The following is a 19,607-nucleotide window of genomic DNA, read 5'->3' as shown; positions in this document are numbered from 1 at the left end:
GGCGTAGATCGCAGACGAACCCCGGCCTGGCCGGGGTTCGTCGTTTAAGGGGCCCACCCTGTCGTAGCATGGGGCGGTCGACCGCTGCCGCTGGGGCGCGGGAACGCAATGGAAGCACGCAATGGAAGCACTGATCGCACTGGTCGTATTGGTCCTGTTGGCCATCCCCCTGCTGCTGGTGGTGGCGCTGGTGATGATCTCCGGCCTGCGCCGCCGCGTCGCGGCGCTGGAAAGCGCGATGGCCGCCGCGCCTGCCACCGCCAGGCCGGCCGCCAGCGCGCCCACGCCCGAACGGGCTGCGGCCACGCCCACGGCCAGTGCCGATCCACCGTTCCTGCGGCCGGTCGCCGCTGCTGCGCCGCACCCCGCGCAGCCAACGGTGCGCGAAGCAGCGCCGACCGAGGCGCCTGTTCCCCGACCTGCTGCGCCACCGCCGGTGCCACCGGTGCCGGTGCAGCCGCCGCTGCCTTCCGAGCCGGCACTGCCCAACGTCATCGAGCGCGGCATCAGTGCGGTCAAGCGCTGGTTCACCGAAGGCAACGTGCCGGTCAAGATCGGCATGCTGGTGCTGCTGGCCGGTGTCGCGGCGCTGCTGAAGTACGTCAGCGACCAGGGCTGGCTGGTGTTGCCGATCGAGCTGCGCCTGGCCGGCATCACCGTGGGGGCGCTGGGCCTGCTGGCCTTTGGTTGGCACCAGCGCGAGCGCCGGCGCCTGTTTGCGCTGGCATTGCAGGGCGGTGCCATCGGCGTACTGCTGCTGACCATCTTCGCGGCCTTCAAGCGCTTCGACCTGATTCCGCCGGGCTTCGCCTTCGCCAGCTCCATTGCCCTGGTGGCCGGGCTGTGCGTGCTGGCGGTGGTGCAGAACTCGCGCACGCTGGCCGTGCTGGGGATCCTGGCCGGCTTCATGGCACCGCTGTGGCTGTCCACCGGCAGCGGCAATCACGTGGGGCTGTTCAGCTATTACGCGGTGCTCAACGCGGGCATTTTCGCCATCGCCTGGTTCCGCCCTTGGCGCGCGCTGAACCTGCTGGGCTTCGCCTTCACTTTCGGCATCGGCACCTTCTGGGGCGTGCTGCAGTACGTACCGGACAAGTTCAGCAGCACTGAGCCGTTCCTGCTGTTGTTCTTCGTGTTCTACCTGCTGATCCCGCTGCTGTACGCGCGCCGCCAGCCGGCCGGCCGGCGCGATCTGATCGATGGCAGCCTGGTGTTCGGCGCGCCGCTGGTCGCATTCTCGTTGCAGGCAGGCATGCTGCACGAACAACCGATGACGCTGGCACTATGCGCGCTGGGCCTGGCCGCGATCTACGCGGTACTGGCACGGGCGCTGATCGCACGTGCGTCGTACACCATGCTGGCGCAGTCGCATGCCGTGCTTGCGGTGGGCTTCGCCACGCTGGCGGTGCCGCTGGCCTTGTCGGCGCGTGCCACCGGTGCCGTGTTTGCGCTGGAAGGTGCAGGCCTGGCCTGGTTGGGGCTGCGCCAGAAGCGCTGGCTGCCGCAGGTATCCGGCGCGTTGCTGCAGATCGGCGCCGCATTCGCCTTCGTTGCCGGTGGCGACCACTGGCACGAAGACCTGCGCTTCCTGATCAACCCGACCGCCATCGGCGCGCTGTTGCTGGCCCTGGCCGGCTTCGCGTCGGCGTGGAGCTACCAGCGCAGGCCACGTCATGAGGTCGCACTGGTGTACTACCTGTGGGGCCTGCTGTGGTGGCTGGGCGGCCTGATCCATGAGATCACGCGCTTCTTCCCGTACCGCACCGAAGTGGACGCGTTGCTGGTGCTGGCCGCGGTCACTGCCTGGCTGGTGGCCGAAGTGCAGCGTCGCCAGCCGGCGCGTGCACTGGGCGTGACCGCACTGGCCATGCTCGCGCTGGGCTTCCCGCTGGCCCTGGTGCAGAGCGATGCACACCACCAGCCGTTCGCCGGTTATGGCGCGCTGGCCTGGGCGGTGTTCGCGGTGCTGGGCGTGCGGACCCTGCTGTGCCTGCGCCAGGGCGGCGATACCGTGGCCCGCATCGCGCAGTTCCTGTGGTGGCTGCTGTGGCCGTCGCTGCTTTCGCTGCTGGCCCTGTGGGGCGGTGGCGAAGCCGATCTGGCGCAGGGCTGGACGACCCTGCTGGTGACCTTGCCATGGCTGCTGATGGCGGCACTGTCGCTGTGGCGCTGGAATGCGCTGCGCTGGCCATTGGGACAGGCCTTCGACAGCGTGCGCGTCCCGCTGCAGTGCGTGCTGTTCGGCCTGCTGTCGATCAGCTGGCTGTTGGGCCAGCTGCTGCCGGGCGACGCCGCACCGCTGTTGTGGCTGCCGGTGCTGAATCCGGCCGAGATCGGCCAATGGTTGAGCCTGTTGCTGCTGGCGCGCTGGCTGTACAGCAATCAGGGATCGCAGGCCCCGCAGGCATTGCTGAACATCCGCATGCCGCTGCTGGCACTGGCGGCCTTCGTCGCGCTGACCAGCCTGGTGCTGCATGGCGTGCACCAGTGGGGTGGGCTGGCGTGGAACGCGTCGATGATGCGCTTCAGCCTGGCCCAGACCAGCCTGACCGTGTTGTGGAGCGTGCTGGGCGTGATTGCCTGGGTGTGGGGTTCGCGTCGTGGCCAGCGTGTGCTGTGGATGGTCGGTGCCGTGCTGATGGGCGTGGTACTGGCCAAGCTGGTTATTGTCGATCGCCAGCACCTGGGCAACCTGCTGGGCATCGCATCGTTCATCGCCTACGGCCTGCTGTGCACGGTCGTGGGTTATCTGGCACCGGCTCCGCCGAGCGTGGCGCCGACCGTGGAGGAAAAGCAATGAGGAAGTGGAGCAGGGCGCTGCTGCCGGCGATGTTCGGCATGCTGGCCGCCGTCGTGGTGCAGGCGGCTGATTACCGCACGCAGTATGCCGAGCAATGGCCGCTCACATTGTCCAGCGCGCAGTCCGGTGCCTACCGCATCGTGCTGGAGCCGGCGATCTACCGCCGTGCCGTGAGCCCCGACCTCAGCGACCTGCAGGTGTTCAATGCAGCCAGCCAGCTGCTGCCGTCGGCACTGCTGGCGCCGGACCAGCCGCTGGCGCAACCGCCGGTGCAGCGTGAACTGCCGTGGTTCGTGCTGCCGCCGCTGGCCGATGCCCAGCGCAACGATCTGCAGCTGCTGACCGAGCGTGATACCGATGGGCGCGTGCGCCGGGTCGAAGCACGGGTGAGTGGCGGGGCGACGGCGAACGGGCAGGGCGGCTGGCTGATCGACGCCAGCATGCTCGACCAGCAGCCGCTGGCGGCGCTGGTGCTGGACTGGGCCGACAGCGGCCAGCCGCTGCAGGCGCAGGTTCAGCTGGATGCCAGTGATGACCTGCAGCACTGGCGATCGATCGGTCGCGACGTGCCGCTGGTGGATCTGCAGCGCGCCGGCAAGCGCCTGCTGCAGCGCCGCCTGCAGGTGGACGGCACTGCACGCTACCTGCGCATCCTGGCGCAGGGCGACTCGCGGCTGCCGACCCTGCGCGGCGTGTTGGCGGAACTGCCGCCAGCGCCGGCCACGCTGCCGTGGGAATGGCTGTCGCTGGAGCCGACGTCGAAGGGCAAGGGCGAATACACCTTCGAGATGGATGGCCGGTTCCCGGTGGCGCGCGCCGATGTGGCCAGCACCGACAACAGCCTGGTGCAATGGACGCTGTTCAGTCGTGATGATGAGAGTGCCGAGTGGCAGCGCCGCAGCGCGCCGTGGATCGCCTACCAGGTGCAACAGGGCACGCAGGGCCAGCGCCAGCAGTCGGCGGCGCAGCCGCTGGGCGGCGTGCACCGCGACCGCTACTGGAAGCTGGTGGCGAATCCGGCGGAATCTGCCACTGCGCCGACGCTGCGCCTGGGCTACCAACCGGAAGTGCTGGTGTTCCTGAGCCAGGGTGCGGCGCCCTACGCACTGGCGGTGGGCAGCGCGACCGCGCGCCGCACGGACGCGCCGATCGGGGTGTTGATCGAGGAACTTCGGCAGCGCAACGATCCGTCGTGGCAGCCGACGCTGGCGCGACTGGAAGGCAGCCCGGAACCGCTGGCGGGTGACGCGGCGCTGAAACCGCAGCATGACTGGAAGTCGTGGCTGTTGTGGGCGCTGCTGGGTCTGGGCGTGCTGGTGGTGGGTGGCCTGGCGCTCAGCCTGCTTCGGCAGAAGCCGACGCCTTCGGCTTAGGTTCCGGCGAACGGCGCAGCCCCTCGTGGGTGGCTGCAAAGCGCGATCCCGGGGATGGGCCGAGCGGGTGGGCTGGGCAGGGGACGCCGTGAATCCGTCCCTGGAGGCTTAGCCGCGCCATCCATGGCGCGGATTGATCTGGCCCCCCGTCAGCGGACGCCAAGAAGCGATACTTTGATCGCACTTGGAGGTCCCTTATGTCCCGTATCACCCGTCGTAGCTATACCGATGAGTTCAAGCACCAAGCCGTGGAGCTGGCCGAGTCGCTCGGGCCGGCCGCAGCGGCCCGTCAGTTGGAGATGTCGGTCAAGACGCTGGCAAATTGGCTTGACGCGGTCCGTGCTGGCCGGTCGTTGACCTCTGAGGCTCGCAGGCCAGCCACCGACCTGGAAAGCGAGATCAGCCGCCTTCGGGCCGAGAACGCCAATCTGAAGATGGAGCGGGAAATCCTAAAAAAAGCGGCGGCGTTCTTTGCCAGAGAGTCCAAGTGAGGTACGCCTTCGTCGCCAGTCAAAGGACTCAGTACCCGACCAGGTTGTTGTGTCGGGTTCTTGGGGTTTCTGTCTCTGGATTCCATGACTACCTGCACCGGCAGTGTGCCCAAACGTGCGATGTCGATTTGGCCCTCCGTACCGAGCTTCGGGCCATTCATGTGACCAGCAGGCGCAGTTATGGGCGACGTCGGCTGGTCAGGGCCTTACGAGCCAGGAATCATCCAGTCGGCCACAAGCGCGTGGCACGGTTAATGGCCGAGGAGCGAATCCAGGGCAAGGCCAAAGGCCGATTCCGACCCAAGTCCTCTGGCGGCTCATCTCAGCTCGCCCCCAACCTGCTGGATCGGCAATTTGCCCCCGGAACCGGACCGACGGCGTGGGTCGGGGATATCACGTATGTCCCTACCCGCCAGGGATGGCTGCATCTGGCCGTGGTCATCAGCGTCCAGACCCGGCAGGTGCTGGGCTACAGCGTTTCCACGCGTCTGACTGAAGAGCTGGTGGTGAAAGCATTTGCCAATGCTTGGGCTCTGCATCCACAACGACCCGGCCTGATCTTCCATTCAGATCGTGGTGGGCAGTACTGGGGAAACGAGTTTCGCCAGCTGCTGCAGTCCCATGGCGTGGTCCAAAGCATGAGCCGGCCTGGCAATTGCTGGGACAACGCGGTGGCCGAGAGCTTCTTTGCGACGCTCAAGACAGAAGAGGCTGCCGAGCCTTACGCCAGTAGAGAACAAGCCAGCCAGTCCATCGCTGCTTACATCCACGGCTTCTACAATCCAGCCCGGCTACACTCGGCGCTGGGCTACCACTCGCCTAACAACTACGCCCGGCAGCTCCGGACTGCCGCCTGAAACGGCTTCATGGCGTCCGTTTTCAGGGGGCCAGATCAGATACCCCTGCCCAGCCCACCCGCCCGGCCTCTGACAGTTTCCGTGTGCGTCCACCCACGGAAAGAAAAAAAGAAGAGCAAAAGCTGCTTGGCTGGGCGCTCTTTGTAGAGCCGAGCCCACGCTCGGCTGCTGCTCGCGGTAGACCCAGCCGAGCATGGGCTCGGCTCTACATTAGTTTCTCCGACATCAGAAACCGCTCTTGCTCCTGCCTTTGCCATCCGCTCCGCCTCATGAACCTGTCAAGGCCGGGATGGTGTGGGGTGGCAGGGGTGTGTGATCTGGCCCCCTGAAAACGGACGCCATGAAGCCGTTTCAGGCGGCAGTCCGGAGCTGCCGGGCGTAGTTGTTAGGCGAGTGGTAGCCCAGCGCCGAGTGTAGCCGGGCTGGATTGTAGAAGCCGTGGATGTAAGCAGCGATGGACTGGCTGGCTTGTTCTCTACTGGCGTAAGGCTCGGCAGCCTCTTCTGTCTTGAGCGTCGCAAAGAAGCTCTCGGCCACCGCGTTGTCCCAGCAATTGCCAGGCCGGCTCATGCTTTGGACCACGCCATGGGACTGCAGCAGCTGGCGAAACTCGTTTCCCCAGTACTGCCCACCACGATCTGAATGGAAGATCAGGCCGGGTCGTTGTGGATGCAGAGCCCAAGCATTGGCAAATGCTTTCACCACCAGCTCTTCAGTCAGACGCGTGGAAACGCTGTAGCCCAGCACCTGCCGGGTCTGGACGCTGATGACCACGGCCAGATGCAGCCATCCCTGGCGGGTAGGGACATACGTGATATCCCCGACCCACGCCGTCGGTCCGGTTCCGGGGGCAAATTGCCGATCCAGCAGGTTGGGGGCGAGCTGAGATGAGCCGCCAGAGGACTTGGGTCGGAATCGGCCTTTGGCCTTGCCCTGGATTCGCTCCTCGGCCATTAACCGTGCCACGCGCTTGTGGCCGACTGGATGATTCCTGGCTCGTAAGGCCCTGACCAGCCGACGTCGCCCATAACTGCGCCTGCTGGTCACATGAATGGCCCGAAGCTCGGTACGGAGGGCCAAATCGACATCGCACGTTTGGGCACACTGCCGGTGCAGGTAGTCATGGAATCCAGAGACAGAAACCCCAAGAACCCGACACAACAACCTGGTCGGGTACTGAGTCCTTTGACTGGCGACGAAGGCGTACCTCACTTGGACTCTCTGGCAAAGAACGCCGCCGCTTTTTTTAGGATTTCCCGCTCCATCTTCAGATTGGCGTTCTCGGCCCGAAGGCGGCTGATCTCGCTTTCCAGGTCGGTGGCTGGCCTGCGAGCCTCAGAGGTCAACGACCGGCCAGCACGGACCGCGTCAAGCCAATTTGCCAGCGTCTTGACCGACATCTCCAACTGACGGGCCGCTGCGGCCGGCCCGAGCGACTCGGCCAGCTCCACGGCTTGGTGCTTGAACTCATCGGTATAGCTACGACGGGTGATACGGGACATAAGGGACCTCCAAGTGCGATCAAAGTATCGCTTCTTGGCGTCCGCTGACGGGGGGCCAGATCAGTGAGCCGCATGGATGCGGCGACCAAGCCCCCATGGACGGGTTTACGGCGTCCCCTGCCACCCCACAGCACCCCGGCTCACCCTCAGCACCAAGAAGCGCCAGCGCTTTGGCTGTTGCAGTTCGCTGTTGCCGTACGCCTCTGCCTGCCGCAGGCATCGCCACCCGATACAATGGCCGCCTGCCGTAGCCCGGCATCCCGTCCCTGAGCCAAAGAGTTGCCCATGTCCATCGTCCGCATGACCGACCTCGACCTCTCCGGCAAGCGCGTGCTGATCCGCCAGGATCTGAACGTGCCGATCGAGAATGGCCGCATCACTTCCGAACAGCGCATCACCGCTTCGCTGCCGACGCTCAAGCGCGCGCTGGAGCAGGGCGCGGCAGTGATGGTCACCTCGCACCTGGGGCGCCCGAAGGAAGGCGTGTGGAGCGAGGCCGACTCGCTGGCGCCGGTCGCCCAGCGCCTGTCCGAGCTGCTCGGCCGCGAGGTTCCGCTGGTGCGTGACTGGGTCGACGGCGTCGACGTGCAGCCGGGCCAGCTGGTGCTGCTGGAAAACTGCCGCATGAACGTCGGCGAGGGCAAGGACGACGAGGCCCTGTCGAAGAAGTACGCCGCCCTGTGCGACGTGTTCGTGATGGATGCCTTTGGTACCGCACACCGCGCGCAGGCCTCGACCCATGGCGTCATCCGCTTCGCCCCGGTCGCGGCCGGTGGCCCGCTGCTGATGGCCGAGCTGGACGCGCTGGCGCAGGCGCTGGACGCACCGGCCAAGCCGCTGCTGGCCATCGTTGCCGGCAGCAAGGTCAGCACCAAGCTGGAACTGCTGGCCAACCTGGTCGGCAAGGTCGACCAGCTGATCGTTGGTGGTGGCATCGCCAACACCTTCATCGCTGCCGCCGGCTACAAGGTCGGCAAGTCGCTGTATGAGCCGGACCTGCTGGACACCGCGAAGAAGATCGTGGCCGATGCCAAGGCGCGTGGCGCCGACATCCCGCTGCCGGTCGACGTGGTCACCGCCAAGCAGTTCATGCCGGACGCTGTTGCCGAAGTGAAGGCGGTCGACGCCGTCGCCGAGGACGACCTGATCCTGGATATTGGCCCGCAGACCGCTGCGCAGTACGCGCAGCTGATCGGAAAGGCCGGCACCGTGGTCTGGAACGGCCCGGTCGGCGTGTTCGAGTTCGAAGCCTTCAGCAAGGGCACCGAAGCGCTGGCCCGCGCCATCGCCAGCTCGCCGGCATTCTCCATCGCGGGCGGTGGCGACACCCTGGCGGCGGTCGACAAGTTCGATATCGCCGGACAGGTCAGCTATATCTCCACTGGCGGTGGTGCGTTCCTGGAGTTCCTGGAAGGCAAGACCCTGCCGGCCGTCGCCGCGCTCGACGCGCGCGGCGCATGAGTGCCGACCGTAGCAAGGATGTCCTGTTCTTCGACCTCGACGGCACGCTGATCGATTCGCAGGTGGGCATCACCGCCTGCATCGCCTATGCGCTGCAGAAGATGGACCATCCGGTGCCGCCGCAGGAGACGCTGCTGGGCTGGATCGGTCCGTCGCTGCGCACCACCTTCGCGCCGCTGTTCGTCGAACCGGCACGGGTGGAACAGGCGGTGGGCTACTACCGTGAGCGCTTCGACGTCGAAGGCTGGCGTGAACACACGGTGTACCCGCAGGTGGAAGACACGCTGCGCACGCTGCATGGCCGTGGCCACCGCCTGGCGGTGGTCACCGCCAAGAACGAGCCGCATGCGCGCCGCATCCTTGCGCACCTGCCGTTTGGCGGGCTGTTCGAGGAGATCATCGGTTCGACCCTGGATGGCTCGCGCAGCCACAAGCCGGAGCTGGTCGGGGAAGCTCTGCGCCGGCTGCAGGTGCAGCCCGCACAGTGCTGGATGATCGGCGACCGCCGCATGGACATCGAAGGCGCGCGTCACCACGGCCTGCGCAGCGTGGGTGTGCTGTGGGGCTTTGGCGGTGAGGCGGAACTCACCGCGGCCGGCGCTGGCCAGCTGGCACGCGAACCGGCGCAGCTGGAAACGCTGCTGGCCTAGCTTCCTGTAGCGCCGAGCCGATGCCCGGCTGCTCCGGCGAGTGGCCAGCCGGGCATGGGCTCGGCTCTACGGAATGCCCTGCGCCAGCGTATGTCCGGACAATGTCCGTTGCATGACCTGCGGAGTCAGGCAGCACAAGGCTGTAACCGTATACATGCGGCGTGAAGGATGTGCTAATTTCCGTTCTTTAACGGGAGAGGCCCATCCACCATGTTCGAGCGTCAGCGTCGCACCAAGATCCTTGCCACCCTCGGTCCGGCCACTGATCCGCCGGGCGTGCTGGAGGATCTTTTCCGCGCCGGCGTCAATGTGGTGCGCCTGAACTTCAGCCATGGCGATCCGTCCGGCCAGGCCAAGCGCGCCGCCGAAGTGCGTGCCGCGTCGGCCCGCGTGGGCGTGGAAGTGGGCATCCTGGCCGACCTGCCGGGCCCGAAGATCCGCATCGAGCGCTTCGCCGAAGGCAAGGTGCAGCTGAAGGCGGGTGACCGCTTCGACCTGATCGCCAGCGAGAACGCCGGCCCGGGCAACGCCAGCCAGGTGGGCGTGAGCTACCTCGGCCTGCCGCAGGACGTGGGCCCGGGTGATGTGCTGCTGCTCGACGACGGCCTGATGCAGCTGCAGGTGGTGGAAGTGCAGGGCGAGCGCATCGTCAACACCGTGCTCAACGATGGTGTGTTGTCCGACCGCAAGGGCCTGAACAAGCAGGGCGGCGGCCTGTCGCTGGGTGCCCTGACCGAGCGCGACAAGGAACTGATCGGCATCGTTGCCAAGATCGGCGTGGACTTCATCGCCGTGTCGTTCTGCCGCAACGCGCAGGACATGAACGACGCGCGCGACATCGCCCGCTCGCACGGCTGTGATGCCGCCCTGGTGTCGAAGATCGAGCGCACCGAGGCGATCGAGAACCTGGAAGAAATCGTCGAGGCCAGCGACGTGGTGATGGTTGCCCGTGGCGACCTTGGCGTGGAAATCGGCGATGCCGAGCTGCCGGGCCTGCAGAAGAAGATCATCAAGGCCTCGCTGGCGCAGAACAAGGTGGTGATCACCGCCACGCAGATGCTGCAGTCGATGGTGGAAAGCCCGATCCCGACCCGCGCCGAAGTGCTGGACGTGGCCAACTCGGTCATCGACGGTACCGACGCGGTGATGCTGTCGGCGGAAACCGCCGCCGGTGCCTACCCGGTCAAGGCGGTGGAAGCGATGGCACGCATCTGCCTGGGTGCCGAGCGCCAGTTCCAGACCGAGACCGATTTCAACGCCTCGCCGCGCAACCTGGAACGTGCCGACCAGGCAATTGCCATGGCCACCATGTTCCTGTCGCAGCATGTGGGCGTGCGCGCGATCGTGGCCATGACCGAATCCGGCGGCACCGCGCGTTACCTGTCGCGTTTCCGCGCCAAGGCGCCGGTGTTCGCGGTCACCCGCCACGACGGCGCGCGTCGCCAGATGGCGCTGATGCGCGATGTGTTCCCGATCAACTTCGACAGCCGCGGCCTGACCCCGCGCGAAGCGGCGCGCGGCAGCATCCGCCTGCTGGTCGAATCGGAACTGCTGCAGGCCGGTGACCGCGTTGTGTTCACCAGCGGCGAGCACATGGAAACCCATGGTGCCACCAACACCCTGCGCCTGCTGGAAGTGGGCGAGGATGGCCGCGCCATCGGCCTGGGCGATCTGTAAGCCCTGACGGTCGGGTCGGCGCTGCCGATCTGGGGTCAGAGCCTATGTGGGGATCTGACCCCGTACTGACCAGGGGTCAGATCCCTTCAGGGCTCTGACCCCATGCCGCAGGACATCCTTTGTCCTGCGTAGACGTGGAAGCGTTTCCATCCTGTCCTCCACGGCGAGGCAACGGGCAGCAGGGCTATACTTAGGTTTTTCCCGCACCCGCCACAGGAAATACATGAGCATCGAACAGCTGGCTGAAACCGCCCAGGCCATGGTCGCCCCGGGCAAGGGCATCATCGCGATCGACGAATCCACCGCTACCATCGCCAAGCGTTTCGCCGGCGTCGGTATCGAGAACACCGAGGAGAACCGTCGCGCCTACCGCGAGCTGCTGCTGACCACGCCGAAGCTCAACGAGCACATTTCCGGCGCCATCCTGTACGACGAGACCATCCGCCAGTCGACCAAGGACGGCGTGCCGTTCGCCAAGTACATGGCCGACCACGGCATGATTCCGGGCATCAAGGTGGACAAGGGTGCGCACCCGCTGGCCGGCTGCCCGGGCGAGCTGGTGACCGAAGGCCTCGACGGCCTGCGCGAGCGCCTGCAGGAGTATTACAAGCTGGGCGCGCGCTTCGCCAAGTGGCGTGCGGTCATCAACATCGGCGAGAGCATCCCGTCGGGCACCTGCATCGAGTCCAATGCCCATGCGCTGGCCCGCTATGCAGCGCTGTGCCAGGAATGCGGCCTGGTGCCGATGGTCGAGCCGGAAGTGATCATGGACGGCGACCACGACATCGAAACCTGCTACGAAGTCACCGAAGCCACCCTGCGCTCGCTGTTCGACGCGCTGTACCAGCAGAACGTGCTGCTGGAAGGCACCATCCTGAAGGCCTCGATGGTCATCTCCGGCAAGGACTGTGAAGAGCAGGCCGATGTCGAGGAAGTGGCCGAGTCGACCGTGATGTGCCTGAAGAGCACCGTGCCGGCGATCCTGCCGGGCGTGGTGTTCCTGTCCGGTGGCCAGAGCGACGAGCAGTCCACCGAGCACCTGAACGCGATGAACCAGCTGGGCAACCTGCCGTGGCCGCTGAGCTTCTCCTACGGCCGCGCCATGCAGCAGGCCGCGCTGAAGCTGTGGGCCAAGGACATGAAGGGCAACTACGCTGCTGCCCAGAAGACGGTGTACGAGCGCGCCAAGGACAACGGCCTGGCCGCGCTGGGCAAGTGGAACGGTTGATCCGTCCCATCGCCGGATGAACAAGGCAGCGCCGGCATCACGCCGGCGTTTGCTTTTGCGGGTATCTTTTCCGCCCCCGCGTGCCTGGCCGGTATGCGGGAACCACATGGAAGGCCAAGGAGAAACAACATGCGTTTGGCAGCAATCACACTGGCCGTTGCCACGGTCCTGGTCGCCAGCGGTTGCAACCGCATCGGCGGCGGCGCGGACGCGGGCAAGGCCGCGTCACTCGATTTCGACAAGCCGGTATCCGGCGAGATCACCTCGCGCAGCGGCATCAACTACAACGACGGCAGCCACCACCAGCTCTACCAGATCAAGCTGGAAGACAAGCAGCTGGTCGGGCTGAAGCTGACCGGTTCGCTGAGCGGCTCGATCGCCGTGTTCAACAACGGCAGCCTGGTGGCCAGCAGCAACACCGGCTACGAGCGCGAAGGCGACGTCTCGGTGGCCTTCCGTGCCAACGGTGGCGGCACCTACCAGGTGGCGGTCAACGCCAACGGCTCGACCGACTACGGTCCTTACCGCCTGCGCGCCGAGAAGCTGGTGCCGTACGACGGCAAGCCGCTGGCGGGCAGCGGCGAGATCGTCGACATGCTGGCCGGTGGTTCCCAGGACTACACCCTGCAGGTGGACAAGGCCGGCCTGTACGAGATCCGCCTGGTGTCGGATGTCTTCGATCCGGTGCTGAAGCTGTCGGGCCAGGGCGTGGATGCAGAGAATGACGATGGCGGCGACAGCACCAACTCGCGTCTGACCCTGTCACTGAAGCCGGGCAAGTATACCCTGACCGCGCGCGGCCTCGGCGACGGCGTCAGCGGCATGTTCACCCTGTCGGCCAACCGCATCGAGCTGCCCGGCAATCTGGTCGAGCGCGATGGCACGGCACTGCCGAAGTCGGGCAGCGTGTACACGATGCTCGACAACGATGGCCGTCGCCGCTTCCTGCTGTCGCTGGACCGCCCGGCCGATGTGCGCCTGGATGCGATTTCCAGCCAGGTTGATACCGCGCTGCGCGTGGTCGGTGGCGACGTCGAGCTGACCGACGACGATGGTGGCAACGGCACCAATTCGCGCCTGGAAGAGACCCTGCCGGCCGGTCATTACACGGTCGACGTGTCCAGCCTGAACAATGGCGCGGGCATGGTGGAAGTGCGCGTGCAGGTGGATGGCGCCAGCGCCGATGGGGCTGCGGCCTCGGCGGCACGCGCCGCAGCCGACGCAGCCGCCGTGGCCGATGACGCCGCGGTGGAAGCTGCCAGCCGTTGAGCGTGACCCACGCCATGCGTGGCTGAGCACAACGGTGCAACGGAAAAGGCCGGGTACTGCCCGGCCTTTTTCTTTACGTCGCGCACCGGGATTCAGTGCGCGGCGGCAAAACCCGCATCACCCAGCGGCGGCAGCATCGACCCGCGCGGTTCGCTGTCCGCGCTTTGCCCGGCGGCGCTCAACGCCTGCTGGTAGGCCTTGGCCGTAGCGGTATTGAACGCCACCAGCACGATGCGCATCGGTTGCGCATGGCTGCGCTGCCACGCCAGTGTTTCGGTCACTGCGATCTGCGCCGCCTGGTACAGCGGATAGCCATAGACGCCGCAGCTGATCGCCGGGAACGCGATCGACTGCACGCCCAGCGACTCGGCCAGCTGCAGCGACTTCCAATAGCAGTTGGCAAGCAGCGCCGGTTCGTCGCGCTGGCCGTCATGCCAGACCGGGCCCACCGTGTGCAGTACATGGCGCGCCGGCAGCGCATGGGCGCTGGTGGCGCGCACTTCGCCCGTCGGGCAACGCACGCCCGGGCGCAGCTCCGGCAACTGCGCGCACTCGGCCAGCAATGCGGGGCCGGCCGCGCGATGGATCGCGCCGTCGACACCGCCGCCACCGAGCAGTGTTTCGTTGGCCGCGTTGACGATCGCATCCACCGCCAGGGTCGTGATGTCACCCTGCCAAACCTCGATCTTCATGCGTCCGTCTCCTGCCTGTGAGGTGATCCGCGCAGCATCTGCGCCGGCTGTTCCCACGGTAGGGGACAGGGCATCGATACTGCGTCATGACCGTCTCACGCGGTGCGATCCGACGGCCTTCACGCACGATGGCGGGCGACGCCTTCACGCAGGCTGAAGCAGAACGGGGTCAGATCCTTTCCCGCATGGGAAAGGCTCTGACCCCTGTCGCTGATCCACGTGGGTGGGGTCAGAGCCCTTTCCCTGCGGCAAAGGGATCCGACCCCGGGCGGTTTACGGCAGGCCGGCCAGCCAGTCGTCGTCGGAGCCTTCGTTGACATCGGCGAACAGCGGTGTGGAGAAATAGCGTTCACCAGTGTCCGGCAGCATCGCCAGGATCACCGAGCCGGGTTCGGCGCGGGCAGCCACGTCCAGCGCGCTGGCCACGGTGGCACCGGCAGAGATGCCGACGAAGATGCCTTCCTCGGCGGCCAGGCGGCGCGCGGTGGCGATCGCGCGGTCATCTTCGACCGAGACCAGTTCGTCCACCACATCGCGGTTGAGCACGTCCGGCACGAAGTCCGGGGTCCAACCCTGGATCTTGTGCGGCTTCCAGTCATCGCCCTTGAGCAGGGCGGCGCCGGCCGGCTCGGTGGCGATGATGCGGGTCTGCGGGCGCGCGACCTTCAGCACTTCGCCCACACCAGTGAGCGTGCCGCCGGTGCCCCAGCCGCTGACGAAATAGTCCAGCCGCTTGCCGGCGAAGTCGCGCAGGATTTCCGCGGCGGTGGTGTTGCGGTGATAGGCCGGGTTGGCCGGGTTGGCGAACTGGCTGGCCAGGAACCAGCCGTGCTGTTCGGCCAGTTCGGCTGCCTTGCGCACCATGCCGCTGCCGCGTTCGGCGGCCGGGGTCAGGATCACCTTGGCACCATAGGCACGCATCAGCTTGCGGCGCTCGACCGAGAAGGTCTCGACCATGGTCGCCACGAACTTGTAGCCGCGCGCTGCGGCGACCATCGCCAGTGCCACGCCGGTATTGCCCGAGGTGGCCTCCACGATGGTGTCGCCCGGCTTGAGCAGGCCACGCGCTTCAGCGTCGAGGATGATCGCCAAAGCCAGGCGGTCCTTGACCGAGCCGCCCGGATTGAACGACTCGACCTTGGCGTAAACGCTGACCTGCGGCGGTGCCAGACGCTGCAGCTTGACGATGGGGGTGTTGCCGACGGTGTCGAGGATGGAGTCGTACAGGGCCATGGAAGCGCTCCGGAGACGGGGCCGCGCCGGGCTTCGGCGGGCGAAGGGGGAGGGCTGGCTGTTCAGGCCAGCGGCTGCCGGCTGACCGTAGCGCCGGCATATGACGCCCGGAAATGACCAGATACCTTTCTTAAACAACCTTTGGTTATAAGCTGGTGACGGCAATTGACCCTAGAGTGGACCTCCGCCCCACGCCGCCTGCCTGCCCATGACGCTGACCCAGCTGCGCTACCTGGTTGCCATCGCCGACGCCGAGCTGAACATCACGCTGGCCGCCTCGCGCGTGCATGCCACCCAGCCCGGCTTGTCCAAGCAGCTCAAGCAGCTGGAGGACGAGCTGGGTTTCCTGTTGTTCGTGCGCAAGGGCCGCAGCCTGGAGTCGGTCACCCCGGCCGGGACCGAGGTGATCGCCCGCGCCCGCGCCGTGCTGGCCGAGGCCAACAACATCCGCACCTACGCCGCCAACCAGCGGCGCGAGAGCCAGGGCCAGCTGATCCTGACCACCACCCACACCCAGGCGCGCTTCGTGCTGCCGCCGGCGGTGGCGGCGATCAAGCAGGCTTACCCGCAGGTCAGCGTGCACCTGCAGCAGGCCGGCGAAGCCGACGCGCTGGATCGCTTGAACCAGGGTGACGCGGATATCGCCATCATCAGCACCGCTGGGGGAGAGCCCACCGATGGCATCGCGGTGCCACTGTTCCGCTGGCGACGCCTGGTGGTGGTGCCCAAGGGCCACCCGCTGGACCGCGCCGGGCGTGCACCGGACCTGGCCGCGCTGGCCCGGCAACCATTGATCAGCTACGAATCCTCGACCCGCCCGAATTCGTCGCTGCAGCGTGCGTTTGCCGCCAACGGGCTGGTGCCGGATCTGGCGCTGACCGCGCTGGATGCCGATCTGATCAAGACCTATGTGCGTACCGGCCTGGGCGTGGGCCTGCTGGCCGAAATGGCGGTCAGTTCCAACGACGAAGACCTGAGGTCGTGGCCGGCGCCGGACCCGATCAGCGAGTGCATCGCCTGGGCGGTGCTGCCGCGCGACCGCGTGCTGCGTGATTACGCGCTGGAGCTGGTGCATGTGCTGGCACCGCAGATCGATCCCCGCGACCTGCGGCGGGTGCTGGATGGCAACCAGGCGGCCGCGTGGCCGGTGCCACCGACCTGGGAATCACTGACCCAGACCATCACGGTGTGAGGGGTTGGTCGAGCAGGGCTTGCAGCCCTGCACCTGCCGCGGCATTCAAGCAACAGCAACAGCAACAGCAACAGCAGAAGCGGCATTCCGTGGGTTGGCGGGGCGGTGTCGGAGTGCGGGGACGCTGCAAGTACGTCCCTGTAAGCTTGGCAGCCGCATCCATGCGGCTGACACCCCGCACTCCGACACCGCCCCACCTCTGACAGATCTTCGCGGCTGTTGGTAGGTGTCGACCTTGGTCGACACGGTAGATCCACGCCATGCGTGGATGAAAGCTGTCAGATATCGAAATACATCTGGGGTCAGATCCGTTTTCCTTCGGAAAACGGATCTGACCCCAAAGCCGTTCCAACAGACCGCAGGAAACTGTCGAAGGCGGGGTGGGTCCGGTTGCGGGAGTGTCCGCGGCATGGATGCCGCGGCCAAGCCCCCATGGATGGGTTTACGGCGTCTCCCGCAACCGGACCCACCCCGCCTACCCACAGGAACCCGCTTTTGCTGTTGCTTCGGCTCTTGCCGTGGACGTGGCCTTTGCAGGTGCAGGGCGCAGCCCTGCCGATAAACCCCTCCTGCGACGGTTCGTCGCACGGGCAACCCTGGACCCGGCTCTACACTAGCGGGATGACCCGGCTGTCCCGCCCGCAGCGCCTTCTGCTCCAGCTTGCCGTCCTGGCGACGCTGCTGATGGTGCTTGCGCCGCTGGTCAGCCGCGCGCTGCATGCGCAGCCGATGGACCACGCTGCGATGGCCGGCATGGACCACGCGCACATGCAGCATGATGGTGCCGTAGCGGGCCAGAGCCCCTTGCCCGCGCACACGGATCCGACCCCACCGGCCGATCCCCACGCCATGCACGGCGAAGCCTGCGAATACTGCGTGCTGGCGATGCGCCTGCTGCCGTGGCTGGCCGTGCTGGTGCTGCTGTTGCCGCTGTTGTGGCGGCCGCGGCTGGTGTTCCCCTGGTCGCGGCAGGTGCTGCCCGCGCTGTGCTGGCCGGCGCATGCCGCGCGTGGGCCGCCGCCTTTCTCCATCGTTCGCTGATGTCCCTGTCGAATCTGCCGCACGACGCCTGACCGGGCGCCGTGCGCGCGTGCGTACCTTGGAGCTGTTCCGATGAAAATGACTTCCCGCCCCGCGGGCGCCTGTGCGCGTCTGCCGGTTGCCCTTGGCCTGGCCGTAGCTGCAACGCTCGCCCATGCCGCGCCCGCCGAAGAGGCGCGTACCCTCGACACCCTGGTGGTCACCGCTGCCGCACCGTCCTCGCCACTGCACTGGGTGACCGACCCACGCCTGCCGCGGCAGCCGGTACCCGCCAGTGATGGCGCCGATTACCTGAAGACCGTTCCCGGTTTCTCCGCCATCCGCAACGGCGGCACCAACGGTGACCCGGTGCTGCGCGGCATGTTCGGTTCGCGCCTGAACATCCTCAGCAATGACGGCAACCTGATCGGTGCCTGCCCGTCGCGCATGGACAATCCGCTGTCCTACATCGCGCCGGAAAGCTTCGACCGGCTGACCATCATCAAGGGCCCGCAGAGCGTGCGCTGGGGCGCAGGTGCCTCGGCTGGCACCGTACGCTTCGAGCGCGATACACCGCGCTTCGAAGAGCCGGGCCTGCGTGCCGATGCCAGTGCGCTGGTCGGTTCGCGCAACCGCAACGACCAGGTGCTCGACCTGACCCTGGGCAACCCGACCGGCTATGTGCGCGCCAGTGGCAACCGTTCCGAAGCCGATGACTACAAGGACGGCCACGGCGATGTGGTGCCATCGAAGTGGCGCAAGTGGAACGGTGACGTGGCGATCGGCTGGACGCCGGATGCCGACACGCTGCTGGAAATTTCTGCCGGTGCCGGAGATGCGATCGCACGCTATGCGGGACGCGGCATGGACGGGGCCGCGTTCGAACGTACCAGCTATGCCGCGCGCTTCGAGAAGCGCAACCTGCCGGGTGCGTGGGACACGGTGCAGGCCAACGTGTACTACAACGAGGCCGATCACGTGATGGACAACTATACGCTGCGTGCGCCGAACCCGAACAGCATGATGCCGATGCCGATGGCTTCGAACGTGGATCGCCGTACCCAGGGCGGCCGGGTCAGTTCCGAGTGGCGCTGGCAGGACGTGCAGCTGGTGGCGGGCGTGGACGGCGAAGACAGCCGCCATCGTGGGCGCATGGGCATGGGCCGCGGCACCTATCGCCAGGTGGCGTGGGAGACCGATGCCCACTTCCGCCGCTATGGCGTGTTCACCGAGTTGACCCTCGGCGCCGGCACCGATCAGCGTTGGATCAGCGGCCTGCGCATCGATCGCGCCAGCGTGCGCGACGAGCGGCAGTCGCTCCGCAGAATGATGGGCAACATGCCCAATCCGACTGCGGGCCAGCGTCGCAAGGAATGGCTCGGCAGTGGCTTCCTGCGCTACGAGCAGGATCTGGCCGACGGCCTGACCTGGTACGCCGGCCTCGGCCACAGTGAACGCATGCCCGACTACTGGGAGCTGTTCTCGCCCGACCACGGCCCGGCCGATGCGGTGAACGCGTTTGCCGGCATCCAGCCCGAGCGCACCACCCAGCTCGACGCTGGCCTGCAGTACAAGGGACCGCGCGTGCAGGCCTGGGTCTCGGCGTACGCCGGGCAGATCCAGGACTACATTCTGTTCACCTACCACCGCAGCGGCGCGATGGGGATGAGCCAGGCCAGCAACGTCGATGCGCGCATCGCCGGTGCCGAGGCGGGGCTGGAAGTGAGCGTGGCCGAACAGTGGAAGCTGGGTGGCACGCTGGCCTATGCCTGGGGCGAGAACCGCGACCAGCAGCGTCCGCTGCCGCAGATGCCGCCGCTGGAAGCGCGCCTGAGTGCGAACTGGGAAGGCCAGCGCTGGAGCGCCGGTGCGCTGCTGCGCGCGGTGACCCACCAGCACCGTGTCGCAGATGGCCAGGGCAACGTGGTCGCACAGGATCTCGGGCCGAGCGCGGGCTTTGCCACCTTCGCGCTCAACGCGGCGTACCGTTTCGGTTCGCAGCTGCAGCTCAGCGCAGGCGTCGACAACCTGTTCGACCGCGCCTACAGCGAGCACCTGAACCTGGCCGGCAGCGCCGACTTCGGCTTCCCGGCCGACCCGGTGCGCATCAACGAGCCGGGGCGCAGCGTGTGGATGAAGCTGAACTACCGGTATTGATCCGC

At 66.8% G+C, this 19,607-nt stretch carries 16 protein-coding genes; 12 read left to right on the top strand and 4 right to left on the bottom strand.

The window, feature by feature from the left end:
• Positions 1-121 precede the first annotated feature (121 nt).
• The 4 genes from ACT6SE_RS16925 to ACT6SE_RS16910 all read left to right on the top strand — a co-directional run bounded on the left by ACT6SE_RS16925 (position 122) and on the right by ACT6SE_RS16910 (position 5,521).
• On the top strand, positions 122-2,800 hold the full coding sequence (locus tag ACT6SE_RS16925) for a DUF2339 domain-containing protein (RefSeq protein ID WP_046432281.1): 2,679 nt from the start codon (positions 122-124) through the stop codon (positions 2,798-2,800).
• The gene (locus ACT6SE_RS16920) at positions 2,797-4,173 is read left to right on the top strand and encodes a DUF3999 domain-containing protein (RefSeq protein WP_046432279.1); all 1,377 of its coding nucleotides are present in this window, start codon (positions 2,797-2,799) and stop codon (positions 4,171-4,173) included. The genes ACT6SE_RS16925 and ACT6SE_RS16920 overlap by 4 nt, the downstream gene beginning before the upstream one ends.
• Before the next feature lie 197 nt (positions 4,174-4,370).
• Complete coding sequence (locus ACT6SE_RS16915; protein WP_006388655.1) at positions 4,371-4,664, top strand: transposase; 294 nt, start codon at positions 4,371-4,373, stop codon at positions 4,662-4,664.
• On the top strand, positions 4,661-5,521 hold the full coding sequence (locus ACT6SE_RS16910) for an IS3 family transposase (protein WP_046429951.1): 861 nt from the start codon (positions 4,661-4,663) through the stop codon (positions 5,519-5,521). The genes ACT6SE_RS16915 and ACT6SE_RS16910 overlap by 4 nt, the downstream gene beginning before the upstream one ends.
• A gap of 351 nt (positions 5,522-5,872) precedes the next feature.
• Here ACT6SE_RS16910 and ACT6SE_RS16905 read toward each other — a convergent pair whose 3' ends face one another.
• The gene (locus ACT6SE_RS16905) at positions 5,873-6,733 is read right to left on the bottom strand and encodes an IS3 family transposase (RefSeq protein WP_046429951.1); all 861 of its coding nucleotides are present in this window, start codon (positions 6,731-6,733) and stop codon (positions 5,873-5,875) included.
• Complete coding sequence (locus ACT6SE_RS16900) at positions 6,730-7,023, bottom strand: transposase (protein ID WP_006388655.1); 294 nt, start codon at positions 7,021-7,023, stop codon at positions 6,730-6,732. Before ACT6SE_RS16900 ends, ACT6SE_RS16905 begins: the two co-directional genes overlap by 4 nt.
• 285 nt (positions 7,024-7,308) lie before the next feature.
• Between ACT6SE_RS16900 and ACT6SE_RS16895 the strand changes: the two genes are divergently transcribed.
• From ACT6SE_RS16895 to ACT6SE_RS16875, 5 genes are all read left to right on the top strand, one after another.
• Positions 7,309-8,484, top strand: coding sequence for a phosphoglycerate kinase (locus ACT6SE_RS16895; protein ID WP_014648236.1), 1,176 nt, complete (start codon positions 7,309-7,311; stop codon positions 8,482-8,484).
• A complete protein-coding gene (locus tag ACT6SE_RS16890) occupies positions 8,481-9,134 on the top strand; it encodes an HAD hydrolase-like protein (RefSeq protein ID WP_014648235.1) in 654 nt (217 codons plus the stop codon). Before ACT6SE_RS16895 ends, ACT6SE_RS16890 begins: the two co-directional genes overlap by 4 nt.
• A gap of 210 nt (positions 9,135-9,344) precedes the next feature.
• Complete coding sequence (gene pyk / locus ACT6SE_RS16885; protein WP_032959168.1) at positions 9,345-10,811, top strand: pyruvate kinase; 1,467 nt, start codon at positions 9,345-9,347, stop codon at positions 10,809-10,811.
• Positions 10,812-11,034: 223 nt separating this feature from the next.
• The gene (locus ACT6SE_RS16880) at positions 11,035-12,039 is read left to right on the top strand and encodes a class I fructose-bisphosphate aldolase (protein ID WP_014648233.1); all 1,005 of its coding nucleotides are present in this window, start codon (positions 11,035-11,037) and stop codon (positions 12,037-12,039) included.
• A gap of 129 nt (positions 12,040-12,168) precedes the next feature.
• Positions 12,169-13,308 (top strand): hypothetical protein, encoded by a 1,140-nt coding sequence (locus tag ACT6SE_RS16875; protein WP_046432272.1) that lies wholly within the window; start codon positions 12,169-12,171, stop codon positions 13,306-13,308.
• Between the two features lie 92 nt (positions 13,309-13,400).
• Here ACT6SE_RS16875 and ACT6SE_RS16870 read toward each other — a convergent pair whose 3' ends face one another.
• Both ACT6SE_RS16870 and cysK read right to left on the bottom strand, forming a co-directional pair.
• Complete coding sequence (locus ACT6SE_RS16870) at positions 13,401-14,000, bottom strand: O-acetyl-ADP-ribose deacetylase (protein ID WP_014648231.1); 600 nt, start codon at positions 13,998-14,000, stop codon at positions 13,401-13,403.
• Between the two features lie 273 nt (positions 14,001-14,273).
• Positions 14,274-15,233, bottom strand: coding sequence for a cysteine synthase A (cysK, locus tag ACT6SE_RS16865; protein WP_046432270.1), 960 nt, complete (start codon positions 15,231-15,233; stop codon positions 14,274-14,276).
• A gap of 208 nt (positions 15,234-15,441) precedes the next feature.
• Here cysK and ACT6SE_RS16860 point away from each other — a divergent pair, with 208 nt between their 5' ends.
• The 3 genes from ACT6SE_RS16860 to ACT6SE_RS16850 all read left to right on the top strand — a co-directional run bounded on the left by ACT6SE_RS16860 (position 15,442) and on the right by ACT6SE_RS16850 (position 19,602).
• Complete coding sequence (locus ACT6SE_RS16860; RefSeq protein WP_010481448.1) at positions 15,442-16,425, top strand: LysR family transcriptional regulator; 984 nt, start codon at positions 15,442-15,444, stop codon at positions 16,423-16,425.
• 621 nt (positions 16,426-17,046) lie between these two features.
• Positions 17,047-17,466, top strand: coding sequence for a DUF2946 domain-containing protein (locus tag ACT6SE_RS16855; protein ID WP_014648228.1), 420 nt, complete (start codon positions 17,047-17,049; stop codon positions 17,464-17,466).
• Between the two features lie 72 nt (positions 17,467-17,538).
• A complete protein-coding gene (locus ACT6SE_RS16850) occupies positions 17,539-19,602 on the top strand; it encodes a TonB-dependent copper receptor (protein ID WP_046432265.1) in 2,064 nt (687 codons plus the stop codon).
• Positions 19,603-19,607: the final 5 nt, after the last annotated feature.

The sequence above is a fragment of the Stenotrophomonas sp. LC732 genome (genome assembly GCF_052446685.1).
Lineage (GTDB): Bacteria > Pseudomonadota > Gammaproteobacteria > Xanthomonadales > Xanthomonadaceae > Stenotrophomonas > Stenotrophomonas muris.
The sequence above is the reverse complement of the archived record's forward strand: the minus strand, read 5'-3'. Positions and strand labels throughout refer to the sequence as shown.